The following is a 26,760-nucleotide window of genomic DNA, read 5'->3' as shown; positions in this document are numbered from 1 at the left end:
TTACAGCTCGCTTTTTCAAAAACAAGCCGAAAACGGGAGTAGGTGGTTCTCTTGTATAACAACAAATTGCAATCAATCCTTTGATTTACACGCCCCTGAACTGCGGCTTACGCTTTTCCAGAAAAGCCGAGGTACCTTCTTTGAAGTCCTCTGATCCGCAGCAGCGACTAAAAGAGTTGGCTTCTGTCTGATAACCGTGCTCTTCTTTATCATACCACGCGTTTACGCAGTCTACAATCATACCTACCGCCAATGGAGCCTTTGAAATAATTTTCTGCATAATCTCAAGGCACTTAGAGGTTAGGCCTTCAGGTGTCGTCACATGATTTGCCAAACCTAATTCTTTTGCTTCAGCGGCCGAGATCAAATCACCTGTCATCATCAGTTCCATGGCTTTGCCTTTCCCAACTAGCTGGGTAAGCCGCTGCGTGCCTCCGTAGCCTGGTATCAAACCCAAATTAACCTCAGGCTGCCCAAATTTAGCATTGTCGCTGGCCACTCGTATGTGACAGGCCATGGCTAATTCGCACCCGCCACCTAAGGCAAAACCGTTCACGGCGGCAATAACAGGCTTAGGGCTTTCCTCAATCATAGAAAAGACATCTTGCCCCCGCTCAGAGAAGCGGCGCCCGTTTACTTCGTTTAGCTCAGCAATTTCAGCAATGTCAGCTCCGGCTACAAAAGCTTTCTCGCCGCTTCCAGTTAAGATCACACCCCTTACCGTATCATCATCATATACTTCCTGCATGGCCGTGTGTAACTCTTTCACGGTTTCAATGTTTAGTGCGTTCATCTTGCTTGGGCGGTTTACCGTAATGAACAATATTCCATCTCGGCTTTCCAGCAGCAGATTATTATAATTAGCCATAGTTTAATTTCTCCCCCTTTGAAAATCTTGAAACGAAAGGCGCAAATATAACAAAGAAAATAGAAGAGAATGTTTTGACACTCTCCACACTAAACAAAACGACTAGGCGTTATTATTCTACTTTTCACCCTTAGCAATTTTCAATTTTCCGCTTCTGCTCAAGAATTTACTGGAACCTTGGCAGTATTAATGTAGTTTGATCAATTACATTACTTTTTGTTATCTTGATTTTATATGAAAAGCCTGATCAAATATTTTACTCTTCTCTTTAGCTTATCACTTTTGATTTCTTGCTCGCCACATGCTACGGCTCAAAAGTCTAAGAAGAAGAAAAGAGCTCCCAAAGAAGTAAAAGGACATGATGGCTTGGTGAAAGGCGCTGCTCCAAGTGGCCCAAATGCTGAGCGCCAGTTTGTTTTAAGCCGTCAACAGGCTATGACGCAGGCAAAGCAAAACGGCTACTCAACCGGTTCTGCCTACTCAGGGGTTAACAACCAATACGAAAGCGGGAAAGGACGCTTTTCTATGAGGGCGTATACGAATAAAAATGCGGAAAAGAAGAAGAAAAAGAAGTCAAAAAAGATAGTGGACCAGGAAAACCCTAATGGCAAAATGTATAAAGAGGGGGTAAAGAAGCGTAAGCGGAAATTCCTGTTCTTCTAAGGATATTAACATTTGAAAAAGAAGCCCCTCCAGTAGTATGGAGGGGCTTCTTTTATTTTTCTGTTTTTTGGCTCCTTTTTCAAAACCACCTCTAAAACAGACGAACCTGTTTTCCACCAACAGGTGTAGACCTTTATGAAGATGATCAAATATCCTGCAGTGGAAACACATTCGCTGCAAACTTAACCACAACAAAAAGCCCTTCCTCTGTTAAAGGAAGGGCTTTATTATTTTAAAACAACCGCTCTCTTAGAGAGTACGCTTGATTTCTCTTTCTTCATATGCTTCAATAACATCGCCTTGCTGCAAGTCATTGAAGTTCTTGATACTAATACCACACTCGTAGCCTTGTCGTACTTCTGAGGCATCGTCTTTGAAACGCTTCAGGGCCAGTATTTCACCAGAGTGAACCACTATACCGTCACGCACCAATCTAATTTTAGAGTTACGGGTAATGGTACCGTCTGTGACCATACAGCCGGCAATGGTACCCACTTTGGTGATCTTGAAGACCTCACGTACCTCTACGTTAGCGGTTACCACCTCTTGCACTGTTGGTGCCAACATACCTTCCATGGCGTCTTTCAGCTCATTGATGGCGTTGTAGATGATAGAGTACAGACGGATGTCAATCTGCTCCTGCTCTGCCAGCTTACGCGCATTGGCCGAAGGACGCACCTGGAAACCAATGATGATGGCATCTGATGCCGAAGCCAAAAGAACGTCTGACTCGGAGATCTGACCAACTCCTTTTGAAAGGATATTCACCTGCACCTCTTCGGTAGACAGTTTCAGTAATGAGTCAGAAAGTGCTTCTACTGAACCATCCACGTCACCACGAACAATTACATTCAGTTCCTTGAAGGTACCTATAGCCAAACGACGTCCAATTTCATCAAGCGTGATGTGTTTCTTGGTACGCATGCTTTGCTCACGCTGCAACTGCTGGCGGTTATTCGCGATTTCACGAGCTTCACGCTCAGTTTCCATCACTATAAACTTATCGCCGGCTTGCGGAGCACCGTCAATACCTAACACCTGAATTGGAACAGATGGTCCTGCCTTCTTGTGGCGGCGACCCAACACGTCACTCATGGCTTTTACACGACCATAATGCGATCCGGCTACTAACACATCCCCAATTTTCAAGGTACCTGTCTGCACTAAAACAGTAGCCACATATCCGCGGCCTTTGTCCAAGGCAGCTTCAATCACAGTACCCACGGCACGACGGTCTGGGTTTGCTTTCAGGTCTAACAATTCAGCCTCTAACAATACTTTCTCCAATAGCTCGTCAATACCTTGTCCGGTTTTGGCCGAAATCTCCTGGCTTTGGTATTTACCACCCCACTCTTCCACCAGTACGTTTAACTGGGCAAGTTCCTCACGGATTTTGTCTGGGTTGGCTGTTGGCTTATCTACTTTGTTTATGGCAATTACAATTGGAGAGCCTGCTGCCTGTGCGTGGTTCAGAGCCTCTTTGGTCTGCGGCATCACGCTGTCATCAGCGGCCACCACAATAATAACCACGTCGGTTACTTTGGCACCGCGGGCACGCATGGCGGTAAAGGCTTCGTGACCCGGGGTATCAAGGAAGGTGATGTTCTTGCCAGTATCTGTAGTTACCTGGTAGGCGCCAATGTGCTGGGTTATACCCCCTGCTTCACCGGCAGTTACCTTTGAATTACGGATATAGTCAAGCAATGAGGTTTTACCGTGGTCAACGTGACCCATAATGGTCACAATTGGAGCCCGTGGCTGCAGATCTTCTTCTGCGTCTACCTCTTCTACACCAGTATTTTCTTCTTCTTCCGTTGAGGCAAACTGTACGTCATACCCAAACTCATCGGCGATAATGGTAATGGCTTCGGCATCAAGACGCTGGTTAATAGACACAAACATGCCCAAGTTCATACAGGTCTTGATCACGTCGTTCACGCTCACGTCCATAAGGGCGGCCAAGTCATTCGCAGACACGAATTCAGTTACGCGCAGAATCTTAGATTCCGCTTGCTCCTGCATTCTGCGCTCATCAGCGGCATCGGCCACGGCAGAACGTTTTTCACGACGATACTTAGCACGATTACCTCCCTGGCCTTTACCGCCGCTTAGGCGGGCCAAAGTAGCCTTAATCTGATCCTGGATTTCCTTATCGGTCAATTCGGCTTTTACGGCACGTGGGGCTGGCTGGCCACCGCGTTGCTGCCCGCCGCCTGGTCTTTGACCACCTGGGCCTCCGCCCGGACGGTTACCGCCTCCTTGTCCGCCAGTGCGGTTGTTTGCCGGAACTACCGGTCTACTTTGTTGAGCAGCATTGGCTGCGGCGCTTTGAGCGTTTCCGCCCTTAGGCACCTCAATGCGCTTGCGTTTCTTTTTATCGCCACCCTGGCCACCTGGCTGGTTGCCTCTGCGGCGCTCATCTGAGGAAGCGACAGGCTTACCACCTTTACCGCGGCCACCGCTAACTGGTAGTTCAATTTTACCTAACACCGTCAGGCCTTTCAACTGATCAGCCTGAGCTTTGATAGTTTCCTGAGGCTTGTTCTCTTCGGCGGCTGGCTCAGCTGGTGCGCTTGGCGTAGCCGGAGGAGTGGCAGGCGCAGACGGCGTTGTTGCGGCCTGGGGGGCCACCGGAGGGGTGGGCTTGGCAGGAGCAGGAGAAGGGGCTTCTGGTGCCTTTGCTTCTGGAGCTTTGGCCTCTGGTGCTGGAGCTGGCTGCGGCTGGGCCGGAGCAGCTGGCTTTTCTTCTGCTTTGGCTATTGGTGCCTCAGGCGCTGGTGCTGGTACTGGTGCTGGTGTTTGCGGAGCCGGAGCTTCTTCTTTCTTAGGTTCTGGAGCTGGGGCAGCAGGGGCTGGTGTCGGTTTTTCAGCAACGGGGGCTTCTTCAGGCTTAACCGTCTCTTGAGGAGCTGGTGTTGCTGCTGGAGCCGGTGCCGGAGCTGGTGTTGAGGCTGGAGCTGGAGCCGGTTTAGGTGGCACTGGGCGACCTTTTGCGTCTAGCTCAATTTTGCCAAGTACTTTAATACCCGGTAAAGTGGCACCAGAGGCCGGCGCTGAGGCTGCCGGGGCCTGAGGCGCAGGCTCGGCTGCTGGTTTAGCCGGTTCTGCAGGCTGCGTTCTTACCTGATTAGACTTAATAAACACCTCCGGTTCCGGCTCAGGTGCCTTTTTAGGCTCCGGACGCTCCGGTTCGGTTGGCTTTTTACCGGGCAAACTCAAGTCCGCCGCTTCAGCCTTAGCCTGCATAGACGAAGCAAATTCTTTCGACAGCATATTGAACTGCTCCGGGGTAATTTTTGAAGTAGGTCTATTATCGATATCAACCCCTTTTGACTCCAGGAACTCCACCACGGTGGAAACACTGATGTTCAAAGTGGTTGCTACCTGTTTAAGCCTCATCGATCTTTCTTCTGACATGTTCAAATATGCTGTTTTTGTATTACTGTTCTGGTTACTCAATCTCTATTTTAAAAGGATGGGTGGCCTTGGCAATCACGCGTTTTTGACCTACTTCCCGGAAAACAGGCCGAAAACGGCTCCCATCCCCCTGGTCAGATCAAATAACCCGGCCCGTAAAGCGCCCCACTAGTTGTTTTCTTCTGTATCGAACTCTTGGCGGATGATGTTGAGCAAATCCTCTACAGTCTCTTCCTCGAGCTCTGTACGGCGCACCAAATCTTCCTTGCTGACGGCCAAAACGCTGCGGGCTGTGTCTAAGCCTATGCGCTTCAGTTCATCAATAACCCAGCTCTCAATTTCATCTGAGAATTCGGTTAGGTCGATGTCTTCTTCAAAACCTTCAGTTTCTCTGAACACATCTATTTCTAAGCCTACCAGTTTACTGGCCAGCTTAATGTTCTGGCCGCCCTTACCAATTGCCAAAGACACTTGGTCTGGCTTCAGGAAAACAGATACGCGGCCAGTTTCTTCGTTTATCTTGATGCTGCTGATCTTAGCAGGGCTCAACGCCCGCTGAATATACAGCTCCATGTTGTCGGTGTAGTTGATCACGTCAATGTTCTCGTTCTCCAACTCCCGCACAATGGTATGAATACGTGAACCTTTCATACCCACGCAAGCACCCACTGGGTCAATACGGTCGTCATAAGACTCTACAGCTACTTTGGCACGCTCCCCTGGCTCACGCACAATTTTTTTAATGGTGATCAAACCATCAAAAATTTCGGGCACCTCGTTCTCAAACAAACGCTCCAGGAACTGCGGAGAAGTACGAGAAAGAATGATTTTTGGGTTACCGTTTATAATTTCAACGCGCTGCACCACCGCTCTTACCACGTCACCTTTGCGGTAACGGTCTTTGGGGATCTGCTCTGCTTTAGGAATCAGGAGCTCATTGTCTTCTGAGTCAAGAATCAACACTTCACGGTTCCATACCTGGTACACTTCACCAGAAATAATCTCACCCACCTGATCTTTGTACTTTTGGTACAGCAGGTCTTTCTCCAAGTCTTTCACGCGCTGGATCAGGGTTTGGCGGGCGGTCAATACAGCCCGACGTCCGAAATCTTCAAGCTTGATCAGCTCAGAAACTTCTTCACCTACCTCAAAGTCTGGTTCTATTTTACGAGCCTCAGAAAGGCTGATTTTATCATCGTCCCAAATGTCCTCAGAGTTATCGTCCACGATTTCGCGGTTACGCCAAATCTCAAGGTCACCTTTCTCTACGTTCAGGATGATGTCAAAATTCTCATCAGTAGACCATTTCTTACGGATCATGGTGCGGAACACGTCCTCCAAGATACGCATCATGGTAGGGCGGTCAATGTTCTTGAACTTCGCGAACTCCGCAAACGATTCGATCAATACTGAACTATCCATGTCTTGTCTTATTTAAAAGAGATTACAATCTGCGCTTTCACAATCTCACTGTAAGGCACTGTTACGGGCTCCAGCAAAGATTTCTTATGTTTCTGTTTTACCTCTTCGGCAAATAAAATTCCTTCTTCGGTGGCCTCCTGCAGCTCACCTAGTTTTTCTACGCCGCCTTCAAAAGTAAGCTTTATGTTACGTCCTACATTTTTGATGAACTGCCGGGGGGTAGTCAGCGGAAAATCTACACCTGGAGAAGACACCTCCAGAGAATACTCCAACTCCTCACCATATAGTTCCTCTATTTTTTTAGATACCCGGCGGCTTATCTGAGCGCACTGTTGTATGGTAATGCCCTGGTCGCCGTCAGCTAAAATAGTCACCTTTGGTCTCACTGGCGTATCAGACACATGCACGGACACAATAAATAGGTCTGGTTCCGGCAAAGCCTCCTGCGCAAAACCCTCAATTATTTTTCCTTCTAAAGCCATTTCTGATTTGGGTGAGAAATAAAAATGGGGACTATCTCGTCCCCTCCATTTCACTTTAATCGCACAAATGTACAAATAAATCATCTGTAACACAAGCAATAGCCTATATTCAGCGTTTTAAGTTCTTGTAAAGAAAATTTTCGGGAGAAAAATCTTGGAATTCACTCTGGCAGAGCTGTGACCGTACCGCCTTATAATCAACTAAACGCAGGGGCAGAAAGTTCAAGAGACGTATATAAACAAAGCCTGCTGTTTTAGGCCTGATTTCTTAAAAACAGGTCTAAAACAGCAGGCTCTCAAATTAGTTCAGCTGAAGCTGGGGCTATGAAAACAACCGGAACACGATAAACGCCGACACATAAGCCAAACCAGTCATGTACACTAACTGCAGAATGGGCCACTTCCAACCTTTGGTCTCGCGGTACACCACAGCGAGGGTGCTCATGCATTGCATGGCAAATACATAAAAAATCAACAGCGAGAAGGCGCGGGCGGGGGTGAAGAAAGGCTGGCCTGATGCGTCTTTCTGCGCCATCAACTTCTCTTTCACGGTAGCCTCGTTTTCGGCATCACCTACGCTATAGATAGTGGAAATGGTACCCACAAATACCTCACGGGCAGCGAAAGAAGTCAGCAGGGCAATACCTACTTTCCAGTCATACCCCAACGGTCGGATGGCAGGCTCTATGAATTTGCCAAACTTACCGGCATAAGATGCTTCCAACTTTTGACCCGCTACATGGGCTTCGGCATCGGCCTCCTCTAAATTGAGTGTAGTAAGCTCTGCCGTGGCACGTGCTTCTGCTTGTTCAATTGAATTTCCAGGGCCATATGTCGACATCACCCACAGAATAACCGAGATAGCCAAAATCACTTTACCTGCCTGAAACACGAAGGCTTTGCTTTTTTCTACAATGGTGAGACCTACGTTCTTCCAGCGGGGCATTTTGTAGGTAGGAAACTCCATGATGAAGTAGCTGCGCTCTTTGGTTTTGAGCACCCATTTCAGAATTGCCGCCGACACAATAGCCGCCACAAAACCTATTAGGTACAAAGCCATGAGCACCAGCCCCTGCAAACTCAGAAAACCAAGGAAATACTTTTCCGGCACCACCAAGCCAATCATGATAGCGTAAATGGGCAGACGCGCTGAGCAGCTCATGAGCGGCGTCACGAAAATAGTAATCAGGCGATCTTTCCAGCTTTCAATGGTACGTGTGGCCATGATGGCGGGTACGGCACAGGCCACCCCAGAGATAAGGGGCACCACACTTTTACCGTTCAACCCGAACTTACGCATGATTTTATCCATCAGGAACGTGACACGGGCCATGTAGCCGGTTTCTTCCAGAATAGCAATGAAAGCAAAGAGCAGGGCAATTTGCGGAATGAAAATAAGCACACCGCCCAAACCAGCCAATACGCCTTCAGTTAACAAGTCTACCAGCGGGCCTTCAGCAAGCGTATGAATCCAGGCGTTCAGCGAGGCCACCCCACCGTCAATCAGATCCATTGGGTAACTAGCCCAAGCGAATATGGCCTGAAACATCAGGAACAGCACCCCGAAGAAAATCAGGTATCCGAACACTTTGTGCGTGAGCACCTGGTCTACTTTGTTGCTGAACTGCTCGTTATTTTCAGCTTTGGTGACCCGCATGGCATCCAGCAGCAAAGTATTGATGCTGGTATAGCGCGAAATGGTTTCGGCAGCCTGCAGGGTGTTCGATTTGAAGCCGTATTTCTTTACCAGATCACCAATGTACTCTTTATCATCTTCTGAAAGGAAAGACAGCTTAGAATATTGGTGGGCATAATGAAGCGCCAGGTAGTCATTACTCAATTCAAAGTAGTACCTAATCTGGCGCACCATCACCAACAAATCGTCTGGAATTTCATAGAAGCTGGACCTCGGCGGCTCTACCTGCTCTGACAGCACAATTTTTAGAGCGGCAATACCACTGCCGTTTCGTGCATTTACTGGAATAACCGGTACCCCTAGTTCCTGCTGCAACTCCGCAAGGTCAATTTTCACACCGTGCTTCTCCGCCACATCCATCATGTTCAGGGCCAATACCGCCGGAATCTTCAAATCTGCCAGCTGAGTAAACAGCAACAGGTTCCGCTTCAGGTTAGAGGCATCAGCAGTAATAACCAACACATCAGGGTAAGATTCTCCCTTTTTATCATGGAGCAGGTCAATGATTACCTTCTCATCCAGTGATTTAGGGTAAAGGCTGTAAGTGCCGGGTAGGTCTATTACCTGCGCCTTCAGGCTTGGGGTCAGGTGCGTGATGCCTGTTTTCTTGTCTACCGTTACGCCCGGGAAATTACCAACCTTTTGGTTAAGCCCTGTTAAATGGTTGAACAAAGATGACTTACCGGAGTTTGGATTTCCAATGAGCGCGATCTTAGCCACTTTGCGGGCGGTGCCTACAGGGGCGGAGGAAGAAACGGGGGCCGGAGCCGGTGCAAGAACTTCAGACATAGACTAAGCTTTTAACAAAATAGTAGCAGCTTCGTCTAAACGCAGTGAGAGGGTGTAATCGTTCACAATAATGGTAATGGGATCACCTAATGGGGCGCGGCTGTTTAATTTCACCATCACCCCAGGTATACAGCCCATTTCCAGCAACTTCAGCGCCATTTCAGGGTCTGACAAGGACGCAATTTCTCCGCTTTCCCCAATCTTCAAATCCCGTACGCTTTTCTGCTGTGCCTGCACCTTACCGCTGCTTTATTTAGACTCGTTATAAACAGCCGCAAGGTACAAGGTGTTCCCTTCTATTCCAAAAAGATGGGCATGTTTAGGGGTAAAGACAAACAAAGACCTCTGTTTTGGGTCTGTTTTTAAGAAAACAGACCAAAACAGAGGTCTTTTAAAACTTAGCAGCTATTTTAAGTAGTTATACCAAGAACGACGTATGCATCCGTACTGCCTTATACTTGTTTAGGCTGGTATCTTTGGCATTTTGATGTTCATCACTTTGCCTTTCTTTCTGCTTTCCTCGGCCATAAAGCCCATTATGTGGCTTTCAATAGACTCATCAATGGTTGAGGTTAGCAAGCTAGGATTTTGTTGGGCTACGGCCTGCACAAAGTCTCTTACCATGAGCCAATCGCCGCCGCCGTGACCACTGTTTTTGTAGCCTTCCACGTCTTCGGCTTTGGGTATGAATTTAACAGATTTACGAGTGCGGAAGTCAGTTACCTCCAGCTCATCCATGTCGCCTACCATATCACCCATAGAGCCCATTACTCGGGTTCGGCGGCCGTGGTAAGAGGTGAACGCTTCCATAGAGAAATTGGCCGTTACGCCGTCTCCAAACATAATGCTGGTGATGTAATGGTCAGGCTGATCGTTTTCCATGCGGTACACGCAGCGCCCATAGTTGGTGGTGCGCAGGCGATCCATAATGGCTTCGCTGTGTTTAGATTTGTCAGCGGGCAAATCCAGCACTTTGGTACGGCTGCGTCTGTCATGATACTCTTTGATAGCTGAGTAAGGACATTCGCGCTCCACTTTACAACCGTCTGTACAGCGGGCGGTACTACCTTCAGGAGCATTTTCTTTCCTGAACCATTTCAGGTCACCCATAGCAATGATCTGCTTGCTGGGCTTATTGATCACCCACTTGATAATGTCCAGGTCATGGCAAGACTTGGCCAGAATGATAGGCGTGGTTTCTTTGGAGTTATGCCAGTTTCCGCGCACATAGCTGTGAGCCATGTGGGTATGCTCAATAGGCTCAAAATGCTGCACGCTAATTACTTCGCCAATGGCGCCCTGGGCAATCAGTTCCTTCATTTTCACGAAATACGGCGCATAACGCAGCACATGGCATACAGCCACAATCCGGCCTGTTTTGTGCGCCAATTCCAAAATGTCGCGACACTCTTTTTCAGTGGGTGCTATGGGTTTTTCAAGAAGAATGTCATACCCCATGGCCAAGGCTTTCATACAAGGCTCATAGTGCATATTATCTGGCGTGGCAATGATAACGGCATCCGCAAACTTGGGGCGCTTAAATACATCTTCCCAAGTCATAAAGCGGTTTTCAGCCGGAATATCATGAGTTGTGGCATGGCGGTCGTTACGGAACTCAATAGGTTCAGCCACGCCTACAATTTTTAACTGGTCTGGAAATTTAGCAGCAAAGTTGCCATACACTGAGCCTCGGTTACCCGCCCCAATTGAGACAGCCGTAACCGGCTTGGCCATTGGCTTGTACAGAGGGTTCTCCGGAATTTTATAAGAATAACGATTGTCACCTAAGCTAGCCAACGCTTCAGTACTGATGACGGCAGCCCCAATAGAAAGGCCTAATGACTTCAATAAATTTCTTCTGTTCATAATCTTTATATTCTAAGGCTAAACCAGACCCATCTAAAGCACGCTGGGCCATTTCATTTATTACTTGTGACTATTCTTAATGGAGGCGTTGTATTTGAGGTACATTTCATTGGCAACACTTACCGCGTCTCCTTTTGTTTCATCTGGGTAACTTTCGGTGCTGTTCACCCACTGCCATTCCCAGTTTTTAATTCTTTCATCAAAGGCCTTTTGGTCAATCTCTTGCCCTTTCTGCATTTGACCCGTTACGTAGTCAAAGTACTGTTGCCAGCGCTTTTTGTAGTAGCCATTCAGCAGCCCCGACCATTGGCGGTTTGAATACTCGCGCAGTTTGCTGTCTTTGTCGCCCCATAGGGTAATGAGGTTGCGGGCGTTCTTCTCATAGAGCCTTTTCTCCGCTTCGGTAGTACCCCATTTTTTAGAGGCATTCAGCCAACGGCCCAGCAGAAAATCTTCCTGGGTGGCCAGCAGCTTGTCCATGTCTTCTATCAGAGTGATGAACTCAGCACTGTGCTTTTTGAAGGCTGTCAAGTTTTTGTCTTTGTAGGCCTGTGCAAACCGCTGTTGAATAACTGTGGCATGGTTCGCCAGCACCTGACGGGTAAGGTCCACGGCATCGAACTGGTAGCCCTCAGTATTCTTTAATTCATCAGCAGCGGCCATCAAATGATCCCAGGCAGTTACCAGATCAAGCGGTTTATAAGTAAAATTAGTAGTCACGCCGCCTGTGTTTCGGCTGAATGTGGGTCTACCGGCTACAATAGATTCTGGGCCACCGGAGGTTACGCTGTCGGCGTAGACAGTGCGGCGCAGAATTTCCCAAGCTTTGTTCGCGTTTTCGTTTTCTTTGCCGTAGCGGCGTCTGGTGTAGCCTCTGAGCCAGGTGGTCAAGTCAATAGGGGTATCGCGCCAGGCGTTCTCCATCATGAGTTCGTACACCACTGGGTTCTGCTCAATGGCCTCGGGCGTTAAGCCTAAGCCTACTAGTTTGCCACGGTCTGGGTGGTGGAGGGCTTGAGCTGGCCAGGTGGCAATTCTATCCATGAGGCCGTACATATTTACGTTTCCGCCGAAGTTGTGCAGCATATTCCAAATCCAAGGCTTGCCGTAGTAGGCCTCGGTTTTAAGCCACATAGGGTTTTTCTCGCTCCACAAGTCCAAAATGATCATTTTGTCATCGGGCACGGCGTTGAGCATGGCCTGTATTTGCGGTGCTTTCCAGAAATCGCGTGAAAAGTGGAACAGCCAGCCTTGCATGATCCAGGTAGCCTTAGGGTCAGCGGCCGCCATGGACTGGTACACTTTCTGGCTAATGTTGTTCAGGAAAAGTGAGTCACTAGACGGTGGACGGTTCTCGTTGAAGGTATCTGAGGTGTACAAATGGTCAGTGCCATAGGTATCAATGGTTTCTTCAATGAATTTTTTGCCGATCTCCACAAACATTGGGTCGTCGGGGTCTAGCAAATATACATCAGGGAACATCTCGTCCCAGCTGGTTTTCTTCAGGTTGGCGTTGGGGAATTTCTGCTTGAACGCCGGCGGCACGTGTCCGGTGAAGGCTGGCAGGATGGGCGTCATGCCCAGCCCCCGCTCCCGCTCCAGGATCTGCTTCTGCAGGGCCTCGTGGCTCTCCATCCAGGACACGGGCAGCGGGCCTCCCCACGCGTCGAGATTGCCCATCCAGAACCAGCTGAAGTAGGCCGGGCCGCTGAAGAAGCTCTCTAAATCTTGGTCAGTAAGGCCCATGCCCTTGTACACCCGGCGGTGGATGGCGTTCTGCCCCGTCAGGGCCAGCGGCATGTTGATGCCGTTCATTGCCATCCAGTCGATCTCCCACTGCCAGCGCTCCCAGTCCCACCAGCTCATGGTGTAGTTGAAGGTGCAGTAGTTGAGGTAGTAGCGGTACTTGTAGGGGCTCACGCTCCGCACCTTCTGCGCCACCGCCGGCATGGGATTCGGGATAACGATGTTGCTCCCGTTCCAGGTAATGCTGCTGTGGGTGTAGTGCTTGAGGTAGTGGTTCAGGGCGCTGGCCACCGACACGCCGTTGTTCCCGCGCAGCACAACCTTGCCGCCCCGGCTCTCCACCTCGTACACGTCCTTGCCGTCCTCCTGCGGAATGAACTCCACCACAAACGAGGCGGCGTGCTGCGGCACCACCCGTTTGATCAGGTCATACACCGGCTTGGTATCTGGTGTAGCGGCAACGGCAGAAGCAGGCACGGTTGTGGTTGCCGAGCTAGCGGGAGAATTCTTCTGGGCACAACCTGCAACCAAGAGGACCAACCCCAGCAGGAAAGCTTTTACGCCAAATGTTTGATATGGAAAAGTTATCTTCATTCTAAGTGTTCTATCTAATATCATTCCCCTCCCCACCTCCTGCTGGAAGATGTCTATTAGGGAAAGTGTGCGCCTCCAGCCGAAGTAACACGGTGGCTGTTTTTGGCTTACTTTCTGAAAAACAAGCCGAAAACAGCCTTTTAATGCAGTTAAACAGTGTACATAAGTCATTCTAAAAGAACCTTATTGGAATGCTGCATTGAGTGAGCTTCAAAGCTCCTCTAGGTCGCACACAAGATCCATACAGGATGACAATAAATAATAGCAAGAGAGAAACGTCAACCTTCTACTGCTACTTTTCTATTTATGCTGATTCACTAGTTCTTTCGCCTTAGCCAGCGGGTTCTCAAATGGTGTTACTTTACTCACGCCGGGCTTTTTGATCCAGGCTTCCTCCCAAGCATTTAGATCTGCTTTAGGCTCGTACAGGTTCATTTTAATGCGGGGGATGTAGTAGTCTCTGATCAGGCCACTCCAGATGCGGGCAGCATAGTCTTCGTTAACTCCGCCCCAAGTGGTAATCAAGCGTTTGGCATTGGACTCGTAATAGTTTTTCTGCTCCGTGTTCTTTCCGTGCGAGCGGGCAAAATCTACCCAAGGCTGCAGGCGGTTGGTGGGATGCGACGCCAGCAAACGATCCAGATCTTGCAGAATGCTGATGGCTTTATCTCCGGCCTCTTTCATGGCAGCAGCATTGTTCTTAGCCTTGGCCTCCAGTGCTTTTTTGTAGTACTCATCAGCTTTAATGCCCAAATAGTGCATGGCCATTTCTATGGCATCGTTGCGGTAGAGTACACTACCTTTTAGCTGGTCAGAAACCGCCAAAAAGTTTTCTATGCCTTGCAGGAATTGGGGGCTGGCGTGCACACTGCCTTTCCGGCGGTTATCATACTCAACAGTTTGCCACACATACCGTGGGTAAGGCGAAAAACTGCTGTACACCGACTCGTTCAGTTGTTTCCAGGCGGTTTTCATTTTCTCTGGATAGCCGCCGTACCGGGCTTTGCTGTATTCTTCTAACCATTGGTCCAGGTTAATTTCTTCATGTGCCCAGCCCATGTCAGCAAGCAGCTCATATACTACCTCATTGTTCTCTATGCCTTCTGGCGCTGAGCCAAAACCAACCAGGGTATTACTGTATGGAGACTTTAAAGCTTCAATGGCACCCGAGGCATACATGGAGAGCACACCAGTGAAAGGCGTTTTGCCCCCGAAGTTGGGCACATAGCTGTACACCCACTGCTTGCCGTAAAAGCCTTCGTGCTCTTTCCACACCGATGGAATATTCCATACCAAGCTAGGGTATTCGTTTGCTAGGTCCAGAATCATCATTTTGTCATCGGGCACTCTGGACATCATGGCGCTCAGGGTCTTCTTGTCCCAGAACTCAGACTGCCACCCGAAGGTCCAACCTTGGGTTACCCACACCGCATCAGGGTTACCGGCGGCTATGGAATTGTAGATAGATTCCCCGTAGCTGGCCAGTAGTTCATATTTGGCTTCAGGGTCGTCTTTGGGTACGGGCACGTCCATTTCGTTGAAGCTGTCAGAAAGGTAGAGTTTGTTTTTGCCGAACTCTTTCTCCCACTCCTCTACAAACATCTTCCCAATTTTCTCGAAGAAAGGCGAATCTGGGGCCAAAACGTAAGCATTGTTTTCCTCCGGAAATCCGCCCCATTTCAGCACGTTCACCTTTAGTTCCGGATGTTTCTTCTTGAAGCCCTCCGGCACAAAACCAGCAAACGCCGGAGCAATGGGCTCAAAACCTAACTCTTTCATTCTGCCCAGAATCTGATGCTGCAGCTTCAGCTGGCCTTCATGCCAACCTTCCGGAATAGGGCCATCCCACTTATTGATGTTGCCCATGCGGTGCCAGGGCAAATGTGCCGGACCAGTAAAAAACTCTCCAATTTCTGTATCGGTCAAGCCCAGTTTCTTCCAGACGCGGGCGGCAATGGCCTCACTGCCTACCACGGCCAGCGGCATGTTCACGCCATGGAAAGCCATCCAGTCAATTTCTTTCTGCCAGCGCTCCCAGTCCCAATAAGGAGTGGTATAGCCGTAGGTGACTACGTTTAAAAAGTAGCGGTATTTGTAGGGCGAGGTAGCCCGTTGTTTGGCGTAGTCTGGCCACTGGGCGGGTATGTTCAGGTGATTCCCGCTCCAGCTCACCATACTGTTGGTGGCTTTTTTGAGGTATTGGTGAAATCCAAACGCAATAGCTACTGAACTACTGCCCCGCACAGTCAGCTTGCCGTTCTTAGCCTCAATTTCATATGTGTCTAGGCTATCCTGCGCAGGAATGTGCTCTAGCGCAATATCATCCGCTTTGTCCCCAATCAGGCGCTTTATCACGCCGCGGGCTGCTTCAATCTGCTGATTCTGCTCAGCTACTAAAGTCGCATCTTCAGAGTTTTGGTAGGAGCTGGAACAGGCTGAAATGCCTAAAATTACCACTAGTAAGAAACTGATATATGATACACGCATATGCCTGTTCGTTATGTAGGAATACTCTCGTTTTATGTGACGGCACCTTTACAGTAGGCACCTCCCACAGGGGGTAAAACAATTGGAGCTGGCAAACTTTGTTTCTGTTTTAGGCCTCCTTTTCCAGAAACAGGTCAAAAACAGGCTGGCTCTCTTTTTTTATGACACCTTATAAACTCTTTGAACCAGTAGCGTCACTATCCTGATCTAACAGCCCTTCAAAAATGTTTTCCATCACCACGGCCACCGCTCCTAATACATCTGCCTCTAGCCCAAGCTGTGACAAAGCTATCTTTGTTCTTTCTCTAAGCTGGGCCATGCAGTACTGGTTTATAGACTGCTGAATTGGGGTGGTAATGTATTGGTTTGCTTGTGCTATTCGGCCGCCCAGAATAATTAACTCAGGATTCAGGAGCTGAATCAGAATTGAAACCCCTCTCCCTAAATTCATACCCATTTCTGACAGAATATTGATAGCATACTGGTCACCCTGGTTTGCGGCATCAATCACCAACTGCGGCTCAATCTTATCTATATCTTTGTCTGACAACTCATTTAACAGAGAGTCTTGGCCAGATTTAATTCCTTCTTTTGCCATGCGGGCAAGGGCAATACCAGAAGCCACTGTTTCTAAGCAGCCTCTTTTGCCACAATAGCAAAGCGCCCCATCGTGTTTAAGCGGTATGTGTCCAATTTCTCCGGCAAAGCCAGCACTCCCGCTGATCAATTTGCCATCCATTATAATCCCCAGCCCAATACCCCAATCCAGCGACAGCACTAGCACATCTTTTTTGCCATGCGCCTGGCCAAACCTGTATTCGGCTAAGGCCATGCTTTTCACATCATTCTGAATGTAAACTGGCTTCCCGAATTTACCGGCCAGCAAGTCTTGCAGAGATTCTGCACCAGGTGCTGATTTTAGGTAGGAGTAGTTATTCCCTTCGGCGGCATCTACAAGGCCTGGCATTGTAACACCCACACCCATTATTTTCTCCCGGTTTAAACCAGAGCCCGTAATCAAATCCTCGGCATACTCATGAATGCGGTCTATGTCTGCCAAGCCATCTGTTACTTTTACAGGGAAGGTATGTATGCCCGTTATGTTATTGTTGTTGTTATCAAAAATGGCCATTCTGGTCTTGAACCGGCCAATTGAAATACCAACTACAAAGAGCGAATGGTCCCGCAGCCCGTATAGATCTGGCCTCCTCCCTCCTTCTGACTTCCCCTGCCCACGCTTTTCAACAAGCCCCTCTTCAATCAATTCTTTGATCAAACCCATAGAGGTAGGAGAACTAATCCGGAAATCAGCACAGATTTCGGCGTTGGTTCTGGGCCCTCTGACATACAGCTCCTTTACAATCTTTATTTTCTGACTATATTTCTTTTTTTCAATATAGTTTAGCTTGTCTAAGCCGGCATCTGTTAGGTGTAATGTGCTCATATAGCTATACCTTAACTTTTATAAAATAAATTCTTTTTTACTTTAATTGCAAATACTTATGTTATTTTTTTACAAAAGTACAATTTGTATTGAGAAATTTTAGCCTTTCCTGCCATTCTCTCAACTACTAGTTCCTGCTATAGGCAAACAGATTCTTACTCTTCACTGGAGGCGCTTCTTAAAATAGCCGACTTCCCGTCTACACTAGTGGCCAAAACTCTACCTTTACCCAAGGGGCGTATAGTATTCACCATGTCATAGCTTAACTGATAGGCCCATTTTATTTTCTTTTGAACCAAATCTACTGCGTACACACGCCCAAATGTGGTTCCGAAGAAGGCAGTGGTACCATCAAATACTGGCATAGAGGCTGAAAAATCATTTCCGAAACCAGCAGCAATGTTGAACAGGACTTCTGGCTTAGCACCTTTTGTACTCCAGGCCACTACTGAATCTTGCATGGTTTTTGCCACAAGCAAGTCTTCTGCATTGTTACCACCAAGCGATTCCCTTACCCGGTACCTGTCGGTCACGAAGGTATGCTCACCAGTCATCAAGTCAAACTCCCGCAGCTTTTCATCAGGTGCTACCATGTACACGTGGCCGTTCTGAATAACGGGTACACACATAGCCGGAGAATAATAATGGCTGTACTCATTGTTGCGCCACTTCCAAGCAAGAGATCCGTTGTTGGCATTTATGGCATAAAGGGTCTTGCCCCAAGTACCAAATACTACTTTTCCTTCCGCTACGGTAGCTCTGCTTGCCGGAAACCCTTCCATTTCTGTAAAAGCCCATAATTGCTCTCCTGTTTTCAGATCAATAGCTCTAAAAATACCATCACTGCCGCCTATGAAGACACGCCCGCTTTCTACCACTGGAGAAGCTAATATGGGCGCCCCGGTTGTCACACGCCAAAGCAATTTTCCGTTTTTCGCATTCAGGCAGTAAATGGCACTGTCTGCAGAGGCAAATAACACTCTGTTGCCTACTACTTCCGGAGAAGCATAAATAGACTGGCCTGTTTTGAAAGACCAGTTACGCTCGTTTTTTTTAGGATTGATAGACTTAAACTCACCTAAGAGGTTTCCGAAAAGAATCTGTCCTTTCCAAACTGCAGGGGTAGATACTATGTTACCTTTATCTTGATGCTCCCAAACCACCTGCACCTGCTTCTGCTCCGGTGCAATTGGGGTTCTGTCAGAAATATTAGCCGTCGCATTAGTTCTTGTTTTCTTTACAGACCTAGGCAAAGAGGCCCAGAACTGACCATCCGGCTTGCCTACTTCTACCATTTTTACAAAGATTGAGTCTGCTGTTAAGTGAACCACGTTGTAAGCCAGCGTACTTGACCTCACCTGTGCGGTTCTGGTCATGATACCCGGAATACCGTCATAGTTAAACAGCTTGTTCACATGGCCATGTCCACAAAAAACGGCTAATGTATTTACCTGATGCAGCTTATCAATCAGTTCATTGTAGTTACTTAAGCCGGCATCTAAAGGATAGTGACTTAAAAAAACAACGGGTTGCTGTTTTGGAGTTATCTTCACTAAACTGTCTAACCAGCGCATTTGGTCCAATGGCACGTACCCTCTTGACATCCGCCCGTATGGCCCTGTACTGAACCCGATAAAACGAACGCCATTGACATCTGCTACAAACTTTTGCTCTTTCCAGAGTTGATCATAGATAAGTCCGCCACTTGCTGACCAGCCTGTATCATGGTTTCCGGGCACAATATAATAAGGCATGCTCAGGCCATCCATTAACCGCTTTGCCTCCTTTAGTTGGTCGTCGTATCCAAAGTCGCTGACATCGCCGGCATGAAGCACAAACTTCACCTCTGATCTTTGGTTGATATCTTTCACAATAGTGGCTAAACCAGAATTATTTCCTGATTTGCCAATGTGCGTATCTGTCACTACTGCAAACGTGAGTGTATCTTGGCGCTGCATACTAAACGCACCCAGCATCCCCACCGCCGACCACAGCAGTACCATTAGTGAACTTTTAACCCAAAATTTCATAGTTGCTATTTACCTATGTTTAAAACCGCCACAACGGGTCTATGGTCAGAGGCATAGGTTTCGTATATTACTTTGTGGCTCTCTACACTGAACTTGTTGGCAGGATGGCGATACGCAATAAAGTCTATAGCTCTGGTAGGCGCAGAGGCAGGAATAGTTGGGGCGCAGTTTTGGCAAGTTCGCTGGAAATGAGCATCAAGCTTATTGATCACTTCTGTTCCCGGCACTGCATTAAAATCTCCGGCAATGATAAAGGGCAAAGTTTCAGAAGTAGTAACTCTTGCTATTTCCTCTATCTGCAGCAGCCTGTTAGTATGGTCAGACTGAGCATCTAGGTGGGTATTTCCGAAACGTATAAAAGTGCCATCTGGCAAGGAGATTTTGGCTGTTGCCAGAATTCTTGGTTCCCCACCGGTCCCTGATTTGGTTGGCAGCCTATGCACCTTTGCTTCAGAGAGCGGGTATTTAGACAATAGGGCTACCCCGTATTCCCCACCCTGATAATCTATGGCTTTTGCAAAATAGTACCGCATGTGCAGTCTACTTGCAATTGCTTGCGCCATATTTATTCTACCTGAACGAGTCGTATTTACATCTACCTCCTGCAGTGCCAGCAAATCAGGCTTATCTCCATTGACAACATTAACAATTGCCTCTATATCTGTTACACCTGGCCTAGTGGGAGGATTGCCGTAATGAATGTTATAAGACATTACTTTCAACGAAGTAATATCTTTTTTTTCTTCCGGCACAGGGTCTGTGGTATCTGATTTATCACAAGAAACAGCCAGAATAGAGGCAAATAGAAATAAGCTTAAAAGTAATCTTGACATACTAGAACATTGTCGCCAGTTGAACCAGCTAATTTTAAACATATAAGCTTTACATTACCCACAACTGCATAGTTCACCTCACTCAATGGCTGCTCCCTGTAAACTAATGATGTTATGCTTTAAGGGGCAGCGAAGACTTAAACCAAGCGCTGGAAACTTATTTATTCAAAATTTAGAGGATTTTCTGATAAAACACAAAAACTTTTATTATTTTTTTTGTTAACTAAAGGTTCTTTTAGTAAATATTATCATATTGTTAAATTTTATTTTACTAGTTATATACTCACTATGACTTAATAAAGCCTTTATTACAAGGAAATAAACAGGAACTCAAACAGTAACTCATGCAAATAGTAATAGCGCCTGATTCATTCAAAGGAAGCCTATCAGCAAAAGAGGTGGGGCTTACCATTCAAGAAGCTTTTCAATTAGAACTACCTGATGCCAACATAAAGGTAATTCCTATGGCCGATGGCGGCGAGGGCACTCTTGAAACTTTATTATTTGCCACCAACGGAGAAAAGATAGCCACCACCGCTACCGGTCCCCTAGGAAACTCAATGTCCACCTGCTATGGAATTTTAGGTGACAAGCAAACGGCTATTATAGAAACCGCCGCTGTAGCAGGAATCACCATGGTACCCCATGACAGAAGAAACCCATTACTTACCACTACCTACGGACTTGGCGAGTTAATTTTAGAAGCCATTGAGAGAGGGCTTCGGAACTTTATAATAGGCTTAGGAGGAAGCGCCACAAACGATGGCGGCCTTGGCATGCTACAGGCGTTGGGCGTCACTTTTCAAGATGCGAGCGGAGCCTCTGTTCAGCCCATTGGAGCCTCACTAGGTTTGATTACTCAGATAGATTTTTCCACGCTAGACCCAAGAATAAAAGACTGCACCATTAAAGTAGCCAGTGATGTGCAAAATCCGCTATGCGGCCCGGAGGGAGCTTCTTATGTATACGGGCCACAGAAGGGCGCAAACCCTGAGCAAGTAGAGCTTTTAGACCAAGGCATGCAGAACTATGCCAATCTGGTAGAGAGGGCCATAAAGAAGCCCCTGCAAGAGATACCAGGTGCCGGCGCCGCAGGTGGTTTAGGTTTTGCTTTTCTCTCTATTGGTGCATCAATAGAACCTGGAGCCAAAATCATAGCCACCGCCACTGGGCTGGAGCAATTCATAGCATCTGCAGATTGGGTTATCACCGGAGAAGGGCAGAGTGATTATCAAACCTTGTATGGAAAACTTCCTTTCTTTATAGCTCAGCTTGCAAAGAAATACCACAAGAACACTATTTTAATTTCGGGCAGTCTGGGGAAAAACCATGAGCGGCTTCTTGAGTTCTTCGCTAGCTGCCATTCCTCTGTTCCGGCACCCATTGCCTTACCTGAAGCAATGGCAAACGCTAAACAAAACTTGTCTTCTTGCTCCCGCAACGTAGCTCGGTTACTTCTGCACACCTCATTCAAAAACTAAACCCTCACTAAGTTATGGTTCAAGGCCCAGTGCTTTATTTGATTCTTCTTTTAGGGGTAGGATTTATTGTGTTAGCCACCACTAAATTCAAGCTTCATCCATTTTTAAGCTTGCTTTTGGCAGCCTTTGGAGTAGGAATAACCGCCGGAGTTCCCTTGCCTGAAGTGACAAAAGCAGTGAACGAAGGTTTTGGTGGGCTAATGAGCTACATAGGCATAGTGATTGTAGCTGGCACCGTAATTGGCAAGATTTTAGAAAAATCTGGGGCTGCGCTTCGTATGGCCGAGGTGGTGCTCAAAACTGTAGGTGAAAAGAGACCGCAACTGGCCATGTCCTTGATTGGCGCGATAGTTAGTATTCCTGTTTTCTGTGACTCCGCCTATGTTATTTTGTCCAGCCTGAGAAAATCACTTGCCCACCGGACTAATGTATCTTCGGCCTCTATGTCTATTGCGTTGGCAACAGGTTTGTATGCCACCCATACGCTAGTACCGCCCACTCCGGGACCTATTGCCGCGGCAGGCAACTTAGGGGCAAGCAACTATTTGGGAACAGTGATTATAATAGGGTTACTTGTGGCCATCCCGACAACCTTAGCGGGATATTTCTGGGCTACCAAAGTTGCTGCTTCCACTTCCACTCAAGAAGAAACTAATTTAAATGCTCCCCAGGCTAACCTGCCTGAACATTTTGGCCCTCTCCCCTCCACTGCAAAAGCGTTCACCCCTATCTTTCTGCCTATTGTCTTAATAGGTTTAGGCTCGGTTATAAGCTATATGCAATGGCAAAATGAGTTTTCAGAAGTGCTTTTATTTATAGGTTCGCCCGTGGTTGCCCTCTTGATAGGTGTACTCGCTTCTTTTGCACTATTCCCCAAGTGGAATGAAGAAACACTTACCGGTTGGGTTGGCGAAGGGTTGAAAGACTCTGCCATCATTTTATTGTTAACAGGGGCAGGCGGCGCTTTTGGAGCGGTCATCAAAGCAACACCCATTTCAGAAACTATACAGGGCATGGCCAGTGGCGGATCTTTACCTGGGGCTTTTATTTTATTTGCTCCCTTCTTAATTGCCGCAGCTTTAAAAACAGCCCAAGGCTCATCAACAGCTGCCATCGTCATTACCTCTGCCCTTGTTGCCCCTACCCTTGCACAGGCGGGCGTTGATGGCGCAGTTCCTTTGGCCTTGGTAGTAATGGCCATAGGTGCTGGGGCAATGGCAGTAAGCCATGTAAATGATAGTTATTTTTGGGTGGTAACACAATTCAGCGGCATAAGAGTGGCAGATGCCTACCGAGCCCATACTATGGCTACCCTACTTCAAGGAATCACAGCCTTTGGCTGCACACTACTGCTATGGTTTCTCTTGGTCTGAGACACCAATTTAATCTAAGCCTTGAATAATATCACATTTACATGCAAGAGCTTTTTGCACCAGCTCTACATGTTATACCAGCTGCATTTTCAGGCTACTTTTTCTAAATCTTGCCTAAAACGCACTTCAAACCTTATACCCTGAAGCAGAAGCCCCTGCAAAAGCAACATTGCTTTTGCAGGGGCTTCTTATGTAATCTTCTTCCCTTCTTGTCAAACGAGAAGCAAAGTCAATATGTGCTTTATATTTACTTATTTTGGCTGAATCTGTAGTACCGCAAAAACAGGTAAATGATCAGAAGCGTATGTTTCCTGAATGACTTTATGCTCTACTACCTGAAATTTATCTTTCGGGCGATAGGCAATATAATCTATGGTCCTATTGGGGTTAATAACCGGAATAGTTGGCTCACAAGGGTTACAGGTACGGGCAAACAAAGCATCTAACCTCTTGATGGTTTCACTTTCTGGTCTGGCGTTAAAATCACCGGCTATGACCACTGGCAAAGAAGAAGCATTCACTATTTTACCTATTTCTTCCATTTGCATAAGCCTATTCTCTTCTCTACGCACTTCTAAGTGAGTAGAAGCAAAGATAAATTCAAAACCACTGGGGGTTTTAATGCGGGCAGTAGCCAACACCCTTGGCTCTGGATTAGTGCTTCGGTCATCGGGCAAGGGGTAGGTGCGTGTGTCAAACATGTCATATTTAGACAGAATAGCTACCCCATAGTCACCACCGTCGTGGTCAATGGCTTTGCCAAAGTAATAGGCTTTCATGCCTGTTCTTGCAGCAAGTTCCTTGGCCTCATTTATCTTGCCAGAGCGGCCTGTGTTTACATCTACTTCCTGCAACGCCACCACATCTGGGTTTGCCTCATTGATGACTTTGGCAATGGCATCTAAATCAATAAATGTTTTCTCCTTGCTTGGCGGATTAGCATAGTGAATGTTATAGCAAAGCACCCGAAGTTTTTCTGGGTTCTGAGTTCTGCTGTCTCTCTCAGTACTAGCCTGACCACCTGTAGAAGTTTGATTAACGGACGGAGAACAGGAGGCCACCAAAATGGCGACCCCTGTTACTAATCCATGAAGAAAATTTTTCATTAAATACTGCTAGTTATAAAAGGCTTTTAAGCATTGAAGGCTGAAGGAAAATGATTATTTGCTCTGACCCGTGTTCTTCACATTTCTTCCTTTCATTGGCCAGTAAGAATTAGCTGGCCCACTTTCCGCTACCGCTATTTTGAAAAGCTTTATGTTTGCCCCAGAAAGAGCCTCTACATAAACGGTTCCGTCACTGGCAATAGTAGGTGAATTCACAACGCCATCTCCTAATTGAATTTCTTTCAGAAGAATACCGTCTTTGCTCACTACTACTAAATTACCGTTTGTAGCTCCAATGTATACTCTGCCTTCAACATCTACCGCCGGAACACTCTCATTTGTAGACAGAGGATAGGTCCAATTAATCCCGCCAGTAGCTGCATTAAGCGATACTAATCCAGCACCTGCACCGGTGTAAAGGTCTCCGTTAGGGCCTATCACTACGCCAGATTGGGCGGCACCGGTAACATCAGCAGACCATTTAACGGAACCTGTGGCACCATTATCCGTGATAGCCACTACGTGAGCATTGGTGGTGTAGTAGATAGTACCATCAGCACCCATTGACAAGGAGCTACCGTGGGTGCCGCTGCCCATACCTACAGATTCGCTCCACTTCATGGTTCCATCAGCGGTATTTACAGCCCAAAGCTTGCCTTCATTTGTGTTAAGGGCATATACTGTAGTTTCATCTTTGCTGAGCACGGGTGCAGTGTAGAAGGCTCCTTGATTTACAATTTGCCAACGCTTATCACCAGTTGGGCTCCAGGAGTAAAGACCGCCATCTGAAGATTGTAGCCTTGAACCATGGTAAATGTTGCCTTGTGTATCAACCGCAGGAGTAGTGTTTGAGGCTCCCCTGCCACCTTTAGTCCACATAACTTCTCCCGTAGCACCATTGAGCTTATAGACCATGTTGGCGTTTTGCCACGTATTAACGTAAATATGGCCATCTGGGCCAATAGAAGGGGCATTAGCAATATAACTGGCTGTAGCAGTGGCCCATTTTAAAGTTGCCGTTGACCCATTGTCCGTCACTGCCACTACTTTACTAGTATTAACCGGGCTTCCATTTCCTTCTACATAATAAATGGTTCCGTCATCTCCAATTACAGGTGAGCTAGATCCTTCATTGAGTTTGCTAACGGTTGTGTTGTTGTTGAACTCCCACACAATATTAGTAATCAACTCTTTTGGCGGAGGCGCTACCTCCACAGTTTTAGAAACCTCAAACGAACCGCCTGCCTGGTTCTTTACCGTTAACTTTACTGTATAAGTGCCGGCAGTAGTGTAGGTGAAGTAAGGGTTGCGCTTGTTAGAGGTAGAGTTGTTAGCATCTCCAAACTCCCAATGCCATTCAGAAATAGGGCTTGACCCTTCTGTAGGATCAGAGTAAAAGAGAATCTCAATGCCCTCTACCGGCGACGAGGGGGTGTAGTTAAAATCTACGCCCGGAGGCGCCATATCTACCATGTCATCGTCTTTACAGGCATACAATGAGAGGCCCATTAACAGAGACATAAAAAGTATTTTCACGTTTCTCATTTTGTTTCTTATTAAGGTGATTTACAGTTCTGTTGCAGTATCAATTTAGTTTAAGACCCGCCACTACAGGCAAGTGGTCTGAAGCGTAAGATTCAAGTATAATCTTATGTGAGGCTACTTTCATTTTATCAGTGCTTCGGAACATGATAAAATCAATGGCGCTCTTAGGATTATAAGCTGGAAACGTAGGTGAGCACGTATGCCGGCAAGTTCTGGTATATTGGTTGTCAAACAAGTCAACAGTTGCACTACCGGGTAATGCATTGAAATCTCCGGCAAGCATAACTGGGCGGGTTTCGCCTTTCAAATACCTTAAAATTCGTTCTCCCTGGTACAGGCGGTTCTGCTCGCTTTTATGGTCTAGATGGGTGGAAGCAAAGACTATTTCTTTGCCTGATGGCAATGCCACCCGGGCAACGGCCAGTTTCCGCATTTCGCCACCTACCCGCGGGTCTGCGGGCAGTTCATACCCTACTGTGTCTATAAAAGGGTATTTAGAGAGAATAGCGATCCCATATTCCCCGCCCCCAAAAACATCCATGGCTTTTACATAAAAGCTGTACATGTTGGTAAGTTTACCCAATTCTCTGGCTTGGTGAACAGTTTTCCCAGACCTCTCGGTATAACGGTCTACTTCCTGAAGCGCCACCATATCCGGCTTACCCTCATTGATTACCCTGGCAATGGCGGGCAAGTCTCGCTTACTTCCAGCAGACGGTGGATTGCCTAAATGGATGTTGTAGGTCATAACCATTACATCTGGAGTAATAGCTTCAGGCGTGTCAGGCTGGGTGACAGGTGCTGGCTCATCGTCTTTTCCACAGGCTGCAAAAAAGACCATCACCATAATGAATACCGTCGCTTTCCAATTTCCTGTCTTCATATGCTTACCTACAAAAGCTTTGTATCATGAAGGGT

General features: G+C 47.3%; 18 protein-coding genes. 3 read left to right on the top strand and 15 right to left on the bottom strand.

Translation table 11 applies throughout. The annotated features are described in order from the left end of the window. Positions 1 to 85 precede the first annotated feature (85 nt). Positions 86 to 868, bottom strand: a complete 783-nt coding sequence (locus A8O23_RS17160) for an enoyl-CoA hydratase/isomerase family protein (protein ID WP_066623838.1) — start codon at positions 866 to 868, stop codon at positions 86 to 88. A gap of 234 nt (positions 869 to 1,102) precedes the next feature. Between A8O23_RS17160 and A8O23_RS17155 the strand changes: the two genes are divergently transcribed. Further along, positions 1,103 to 1,531 (top strand): hypothetical protein, encoded by a 429-nt coding sequence (locus A8O23_RS17155; protein WP_066623837.1) that lies wholly within the window; start codon positions 1,103 to 1,105, stop codon positions 1,529 to 1,531. Positions 1,532 to 1,780: 249 nt separating this feature from the next. Here A8O23_RS17155 and infB read toward each other — a convergent pair whose 3' ends face one another. The 11 genes from infB to A8O23_RS17100 all read right to left on the bottom strand — a co-directional run bounded on the left by infB (position 1,781) and on the right by A8O23_RS17100 (position 20,337). Then, positions 1,781 to 4,948 carry a translation initiation factor IF-2 gene (infB, locus tag A8O23_RS17150; protein WP_066623836.1) on the bottom strand — a complete coding sequence of 1,056 codons (3,168 nt, stop codon included), beginning with the start codon at positions 4,946 to 4,948 and terminating at the stop codon, positions 1,781 to 1,783. A 168-nt stretch (positions 4,949 to 5,116) separates the two neighbouring features. Next, positions 5,117 to 6,370: a transcription termination factor NusA gene (gene nusA / locus A8O23_RS17145; protein ID WP_066623835.1), complete on the bottom strand. Its 1,254-nt coding sequence runs from the start codon at positions 6,368 to 6,370 to the stop codon at positions 5,117 to 5,119. A gap of 8 nt (positions 6,371 to 6,378) precedes the next feature. Continuing rightward, entirely contained in the window at positions 6,379 to 6,852 is a 474-nt protein-coding gene (locus A8O23_RS17140; protein WP_066623833.1) for a ribosome maturation factor RimP, read from the bottom strand. A gap of 322 nt (positions 6,853 to 7,174) precedes the next feature. Continuing rightward, positions 7,175 to 9,337, bottom strand: coding sequence for a ferrous iron transport protein B (gene feoB, locus A8O23_RS17135; RefSeq protein WP_082883133.1), 2,163 nt, complete (start codon positions 9,335 to 9,337; stop codon positions 7,175 to 7,177). Between the two features lie 3 nt (positions 9,338 to 9,340). Further along, positions 9,341 to 9,574: a FeoA family protein gene (locus A8O23_RS17130; RefSeq protein WP_066623830.1), complete on the bottom strand. Its 234-nt coding sequence runs from the start codon at positions 9,572 to 9,574 to the stop codon at positions 9,341 to 9,343. 225 nt (positions 9,575 to 9,799) lie between these two features. Next, complete coding sequence (locus tag A8O23_RS17125; RefSeq protein ID WP_082883132.1) at positions 9,800 to 11,203, bottom strand: Gfo/Idh/MocA family protein; 1,404 nt, start codon at positions 11,201 to 11,203, stop codon at positions 9,800 to 9,802. Positions 11,204 to 11,263: 60 nt separating this feature from the next. Next, entirely contained in the window at positions 11,264 to 13,543 is a 2,280-nt protein-coding gene (locus A8O23_RS17120) for an alpha-N-acetylglucosaminidase (protein WP_082883131.1), read from the bottom strand. A 300-nt stretch (positions 13,544 to 13,843) separates the two neighbouring features. Further along, positions 13,844 to 16,030 (bottom strand): alpha-N-acetylglucosaminidase, encoded by a 2,187-nt coding sequence (locus A8O23_RS17115; protein WP_066623828.1) that lies wholly within the window; start codon positions 16,028 to 16,030, stop codon positions 13,844 to 13,846. Between the two features lie 169 nt (positions 16,031 to 16,199). Continuing rightward, complete coding sequence (locus A8O23_RS17110; RefSeq protein WP_066623826.1) at positions 16,200 to 17,474, bottom strand: ROK family transcriptional regulator; 1,275 nt, start codon at positions 17,472 to 17,474, stop codon at positions 16,200 to 16,202. Between the two features lie 155 nt (positions 17,475 to 17,629). Further along, on the bottom strand, positions 17,630 to 19,504 hold the full coding sequence (locus A8O23_RS17105) for an outer membrane protein assembly factor BamB family protein (RefSeq protein WP_066623823.1): 1,875 nt from the start codon (positions 19,502 to 19,504) through the stop codon (positions 17,630 to 17,632). Positions 19,505 to 19,509: 5 nt separating this feature from the next. Then, on the bottom strand, positions 19,510 to 20,337 hold the full coding sequence (locus A8O23_RS17100) for an endonuclease/exonuclease/phosphatase family protein (RefSeq protein WP_066623821.1): 828 nt from the start codon (positions 20,335 to 20,337) through the stop codon (positions 19,510 to 19,512). Positions 20,338 to 20,681: 344 nt separating this feature from the next. On the opposite strand from A8O23_RS17100, the gene A8O23_RS17095 reads away from it, so the two are divergent. Both A8O23_RS17095 and A8O23_RS17090 read left to right on the top strand, forming a co-directional pair. Further along, positions 20,682 to 21,818, top strand: coding sequence for a glycerate kinase (locus tag A8O23_RS17095; protein ID WP_066623818.1), 1,137 nt, complete (start codon positions 20,682 to 20,684; stop codon positions 21,816 to 21,818). Positions 21,819 to 21,832: 14 nt separating this feature from the next. Beyond that, entirely contained in the window at positions 21,833 to 23,191 is a 1,359-nt protein-coding gene (locus A8O23_RS17090; RefSeq protein ID WP_204377713.1) for a GntP family permease, read from the top strand. Positions 23,192 to 23,442: 251 nt separating this feature from the next. Here A8O23_RS17090 and A8O23_RS17085 read toward each other — a convergent pair whose 3' ends face one another. Genes A8O23_RS17085 through A8O23_RS17075 form a run of 3 tightly spaced genes read right to left on the bottom strand, consistent with a single transcriptional unit; the run spans position 23,443 to position 26,725 of the window. Next, positions 23,443 to 24,297 (bottom strand): endonuclease/exonuclease/phosphatase family protein, encoded by an 855-nt coding sequence (locus A8O23_RS17085; protein ID WP_066623815.1) that lies wholly within the window; start codon positions 24,295 to 24,297, stop codon positions 23,443 to 23,445. A 54-nt stretch (positions 24,298 to 24,351) separates the two neighbouring features. Next, complete coding sequence (locus A8O23_RS17080; RefSeq protein ID WP_161486761.1) at positions 24,352 to 25,833, bottom strand: outer membrane protein assembly factor BamB family protein; 1,482 nt, start codon at positions 25,831 to 25,833, stop codon at positions 24,352 to 24,354. 49 nt (positions 25,834 to 25,882) lie between these two features. Then, entirely contained in the window at positions 25,883 to 26,725 is an 843-nt protein-coding gene (locus A8O23_RS17075; RefSeq protein ID WP_066623809.1) for an endonuclease/exonuclease/phosphatase family protein, read from the bottom strand. Between the last annotated feature and the right edge of the window lie 35 nt (positions 26,726 to 26,760).

Origin of the sequence: Rufibacter roseus, from assembly GCF_001647285.1 — a bacterium.
GTDB lineage: Bacteria > Bacteroidota > Bacteroidia > Cytophagales > Hymenobacteraceae > Nibribacter > Nibribacter roseus.
This window is presented reverse-complemented; position numbering and strand designations above follow the sequence as displayed.

Coding starts and splice junctions, on each gene's coding strand:
- A8O23_RS17160 (WP_066623838.1), bottom strand. CDS start 868: ATGGCTAATTATAATAATCTGCTGCTGGAAAGCCGAGATGGAATATTG.
- nusA (WP_066623835.1), bottom strand. CDS start 6,370: ATGGATAGTTCAGTATTGATCGAATCGTTTGCGGAGTTCGCGAAGTTC.
- A8O23_RS17110 (WP_066623826.1), bottom strand. CDS start 17,474: ATGAGCACATTACACCTAACAGATGCCGGCTTAGACAAGCTAAACTAT.
- A8O23_RS17095 (WP_066623818.1), top strand. CDS start 20,682: ATGCAAATAGTAATAGCGCCTGATTCATTCAAAGGAAGCCTATCAGCA.
- A8O23_RS17085 (WP_066623815.1), bottom strand. CDS start 24,297: ATGAAAAATTTTCTTCATGGATTAGTAACAGGGGTCGCCATTTTGGTG.
- A8O23_RS17075 (WP_066623809.1), bottom strand. CDS start 26,725: ATGAAGACAGGAAATTGGAAAGCGACGGTATTCATTATGGTGATGGTC.
- A8O23_RS17115 (WP_066623828.1), bottom strand. CDS start 16,030: ATGCGTGTATCATATATCAGTTTCTTACTAGTGGTAATTTTAGGCATT.
- infB (WP_066623836.1), bottom strand. CDS start 4,948: ATGTCAGAAGAAAGATCGATGAGGCTTAAACAGGTAGCAACCACTTTG.
- A8O23_RS17155 (WP_066623837.1), top strand. CDS start 1,103: ATGAAAAGCCTGATCAAATATTTTACTCTTCTCTTTAGCTTATCACTT.
- A8O23_RS17100 (WP_066623821.1), bottom strand. CDS start 20,337: ATGTCAAGATTACTTTTAAGCTTATTTCTATTTGCCTCTATTCTGGCT.
- A8O23_RS17140 (WP_066623833.1), bottom strand. CDS start 6,852: ATGGCTTTAGAAGGAAAAATAATTGAGGGTTTTGCGCAGGAGGCTTTG.
- A8O23_RS17125 (WP_082883132.1), bottom strand. CDS start 11,203: ATGAACAGAAGAAATTTATTGAAGTCATTAGGCCTTTCTATTGGGGCT.
- A8O23_RS17120 (WP_082883131.1), bottom strand. CDS start 13,543: ATGAAGATAACTTTTCCATATCAAACATTTGGCGTAAAAGCTTTCCTG.
- feoB (WP_082883133.1), bottom strand. CDS start 9,337: ATGTCTGAAGTTCTTGCACCGGCTCCGGCCCCCGTTTCTTCCTCCGCC.
- A8O23_RS17105 (WP_066623823.1), bottom strand. CDS start 19,504: ATGAAATTTTGGGTTAAAAGTTCACTAATGGTACTGCTGTGGTCGGCG.
- A8O23_RS17090 (WP_204377713.1), top strand. CDS start 21,833: ATGGTTCAAGGCCCAGTGCTTTATTTGATTCTTCTTTTAGGGGTAGGA.